Annotated in this window: 5 protein-coding genes; 1 reads left to right on the top strand and 4 read right to left on the bottom strand. The window is 67.7% G+C overall.

The window, feature by feature from the left end:
- Positions 1-50: 50 nt before the first annotated feature.
- Positions 51-707: an aminodeoxychorismate/anthranilate synthase component II gene (locus PKH97_RS14915; protein WP_324388367.1), complete on the bottom strand. Its 657-nt coding sequence runs from the start codon at positions 705-707 to the stop codon at positions 51-53.
- A gap of 90 nt (positions 708-797) precedes the next feature.
- Entirely contained in the window at positions 798-1,571 is a 774-nt protein-coding gene (locus tag PKH97_RS14920) for a DUF881 domain-containing protein (RefSeq protein WP_324388368.1), read from the bottom strand.
- A 113-nt stretch (positions 1,572-1,684) separates the two neighbouring features.
- On the opposite strand from PKH97_RS14920, the gene crgA reads away from it, so the two are divergent.
- Positions 1,685-1,939, top strand: a complete 255-nt coding sequence (gene crgA / locus PKH97_RS14925) for a cell division protein CrgA (protein WP_324388369.1) — start codon at positions 1,685-1,687, stop codon at positions 1,937-1,939.
- A gap of 108 nt (positions 1,940-2,047) precedes the next feature.
- Here crgA and PKH97_RS14930 read toward each other — a convergent pair whose 3' ends face one another.
- Positions 2,048-2,887, bottom strand: a complete 840-nt coding sequence (locus PKH97_RS14930; protein ID WP_324388370.1) for a rhomboid family intramembrane serine protease — start codon at positions 2,885-2,887, stop codon at positions 2,048-2,050.
- A 34-nt stretch (positions 2,888-2,921) separates the two neighbouring features.
- On the bottom strand, positions 2,922-3,437 hold the full coding sequence (locus PKH97_RS14935) for a peptidylprolyl isomerase (protein WP_324388371.1): 516 nt from the start codon (positions 3,435-3,437) through the stop codon (positions 2,922-2,924).
- Positions 3,438-3,692 lie beyond the last annotated feature (255 nt).

Raw genomic sequence — 3,692 nt, forward strand, 5'->3', positions numbered from 1 at the left:
GTCCGGACGTGCCAGCGCCGTGAAGAGGTTCGCACGGGTCCGGCATACGGTTAGTTGGTCGCGACCATCCGGGCGATACCCGCACCGTCGCGCACCAGCGGGCTGAGGCCAGCGGACGCGGCGATGGCGTCACTCGCGCCGCACATCGCCAGCCAGTTCGCGAGCAGCCGGTGGCCGCCCTCGGTGAGCACGCTCTCTGGATGGAATTGCACCCCATGCAGCGGCAGCTCTCGATGGCGCACAGCCATGATGATGCCCGAGGCCGTATGCCCGTTCGCCACCAGCTCGTCGGGCAGCGTCGGCGGGTCTATGGCCAGCGAGTGATAGCGCGTCGCGGTGAAAGGCGAGGCCAGCGAGTCGAGCACACCCGTGCCGTCGTGGATGACGCGCGAGGTCTTGCCGTGCAACAACTCCGGCGCCCGGCCGACCGTCGCACCGGTGACCACACCGAGGGCTTGGTGGCCCAGACATACGCCTAGCATCGGTTGAGCGCGCTCGCCGCAGGCTTCGATCATCGCCATGGAGACGCCGGCGTCTTCGGGGGTACCGGGTCCGGGCGAGATGAGCACACCGTCGAAATCGGCTCCGTCGGCGGGCGCGATCTCGTCATTGCGCACGACCTCGGTATCCGCGCCGAGTTGCTGTAGATAGCCGACGATCGTGAAGACGAAACTGTCGTAGTTGTCGACGACGAGGATCCGGGTCACCAGCTCAGCCTAAGGCTGCACGAGACTCAGGCGGGGCCGAATCGGCCCCTCGACGGGGCTGAACCGGCCTCTCGACGCGGAGCGGGGGGGTCAGCGGACGGCGCGGGCGTAGGTGTTGTCCAGGGTCGCGGCATACCCCGGGAAGGTCTTCTCGCCGGTGCGCTCGACGGCATAACCGAGGCCGAGGGCGGCGACATACTCCTGATATCGCTGGATCTGCGGGTCGCCGGCAAGCGCGGCTTCGAGCGCATCCGGATCGCCGATCGCGCTGATCACGAAGGGCGGAGAGTAGACCCGGCCGCGCAGGATCAGGGTGTTGCCGACGCACCGCACCGCACTGGTGGCGATCACCCGCTGATCCATGATCGTCATCGCCTCGGCGCCGCCGCGCCACAGGGCATTGACGACGGCCTGGACGTCTTGCTGGTGGACGACGATGTCGTTGACATTGGCCCAGTCGGGCAACTCCTCGCTGGTCAGCGCCGAGTCGTTGAGGGCCACGGTGACTGTCGGGCCGTGGACGGGGACGGTGCCCACGTCCTCGCCGAGCCGCTCGACCGTGGCGGTCAGCCCGGTGAGCTCCGCATTGGCCGGCGCGGCCGCCGCAGCCGCCGCGTCCACTTGCGCCTGCAGTCTTTCGATCTGGGCGATGCGCCGGGCATTAGCTAGTTGCCGCTCCCGGATCAGCTCGGGCAGCCCGGTCGCGTCGCCGCGCAGATCGGTGCCCCGGGCGGCCACGCTGCTGACGGTGAGCATGACCCCGGCGAGCACCCCGACAAGCGGCACGAGCACCGACCAGCGGGTCGGGCGCCGCGTCAGCACGAGCGCGCGATTGCGGCGAGCGGGGCTGATCGGGGTCGGCATGATGCCTCAACGATAAGTGCGCGGCTAGACCGGCGCGCGCCGCGACCAGCTCGGTGGCCCGGGATAGGTCGATTACCCTAGGCGCCAAAGCCGTTCATAGGGAGTTGATCTTCGTGCCAGAGTCCAAGGGCCGCGACAAGGCGTCGTACACCCCGCCCCCGGAGGCGCGCACCACCAAGGTCGCCCCGTCATCGCCGCCCTGGTTCGCCCCGGTGATGCTGACACTGATGGTCCTCGGCCTGCTCTGGGTCGTCGTCTTCTATGTCACGCAACAGAAGTATCCGGTCCCGTCGATTGGCCGCTGGAATCTCGCGGCCGGCTTCGGGCTGATGATGGCGGGCTTCATGATGACCACGCGCTGGAAATAGTCCCCCGTTATCCCCAGGGTTATCCACGATTGGGGGTTGTCCACCGGGTTCTCCACACCTGGGGACGAACTACACGACTGTGATTCGACAGATGTGCTAGGCCGCGGCTTACCCGATGAGATAGCGGGCAGCACCGGCGAGGGCGACGGCGGCGGTGACGCCGGCCGCACCGGCATACGTCAGGGTCGCCTTGCCCTTGCTGCGCGCGAACACCCAGGCAAGGAGCATGCCCGTCACGAAGCCGCCCACGTGGGCCTGCCAGGCAATATTGGGATAGAGGATCGGCAAAAGGGCGTTGATCGCCAGGTTGATCCAGATGCCCTGAGTGCCGCGCCCGAGCGAACGGTTGAGCACGATCACCGCACCGAAGAGGCCGAAAACCGCACCCGAGGCGCCGACGACCCCGACACGCGAATCCAGCGGCGTCATCAGCACATACGCGACCCCGCCGCCGAGGGCGCTGATCAGATAGAGCAGAGCGAATCGCAGACGCCCGAGCATGGGTTCGAGATAGCCGCCGAGCATCCACAGGGCGAACATATTGAACAGGATGTGCATCAGCGGCCCGTGAAGGAAGGCCGAGGTAACAAAGCGCCACGGCTCCCGTTCGCCGATCGCCGGCGCCAGCGCGAAGGTCTGGAAGAGCCATGAACTGCGGCTCAGATATTCGGCGACCCACACCCCCACGCAGATCGCGACGATGACCATCGTGACCAGCGGCCGGTCGCCGCCTGTCGGCGCGCCAAGCACGGTGCGGGTGCGCGGATGCTCGCGCGCACTCTGCGCGACGCAGGAGACGCATTGGACGCCGACGGCCGCCGGTCGCTGGCATTCGGGGCAGGTGGGCTGCCCGCAGCGCTGGCACCGGACATAGCTGATCCGGTCGGGATGACGCGGGCATACCGGCGGTGCGTCCGCCCGATTGTCGTATGACGCGTGCTCGCTCACCGCGGGCCGCCCACCTGCTCCTGACCTCGCCTGATCAGTCGATCGTCACGCTCTCGATGACGACCGGTTCGACGGGCTTGTCCCCCGCGCCGGTCCGAACGGCGGCGATGGCATTGACGACGCCGCGGCTGGCCTCGTCGGCGACCTCGCCGAAAATCGTGTGCTTGCCCTGCAACCAGGGGGTGGGCTCGACGGTGATGAAGAACTGCGAGCCATTGGTGCCGCGGCCCATGCGCTTGCCCGCGTTGGCCATGGCCAGCAGATAGGGCTTGCCGAAGGTGAGCTCGGGGTGAATCTCGTCATCGAAGCTGTAGCCGGGGCCGCCGATCCCCTGACCGAGGGGGCAGCCGCCCTGGATCATGAAGCCGGGAATGATCCGGTGGAAGCCCAGGCCGTCGAAGTAGGGCGTCGGGTTGGTGCGCCCGGCGTCGTCCTTGTACTCCTTGGTGCCGGTGGCCAGACCGGTGAAGTTGGCCACCGTCTTGGGGGCTTGGTTCTCGAAGAGGTCGATCACGATATCGCCGTGATTGGTGTGCAGGGTTGCCTTCATGCGCGCCATTCAAACATGTTTGGCAGGGACCTCCCTGCGCCCCCGGAGCGAAAACACGGCAGGATGGAGGCCGGAAAATCCCTCAAGGAGGACACATGCTTTGCAGTAAGCCCAAGTCGAAGGCCGAGGTGGCCAAGGACGCCGTCACCGAGCGCGTGAGCGCCGTCGCCGAGCGCGCGGCAGATGTGCGTGACCGAGCGGCCGAGGCGCGCGACCACGCGGCCGGCGCGGCGAGTGACCGGGCGGCCTTGGTCG

Origin of the sequence: Nostocoides sp., from assembly GCF_035343835.1 — a bacterium.
Taxonomy (GTDB): Bacteria; Actinomycetota; Actinomycetes; order Actinomycetales; family Dermatophilaceae; genus Nostocoides_A; species Nostocoides_A vanveenii.

What these genes read in the sequence shown, in the direction of transcription:
- PKH97_RS14920 (WP_324388368.1), bottom strand. Translation starts at nt 1,571, where the DNA reads ATGCCGACCCCGATCAGCCCCGCTCGCCGCAATCGCGCGCTCGTGCTG.
- PKH97_RS14935 (WP_324388371.1), bottom strand. Translation starts at nt 3,437, where the DNA reads ATGAAGGCAACCCTGCACACCAATCACGGCGATATCGTGATCGACCTC.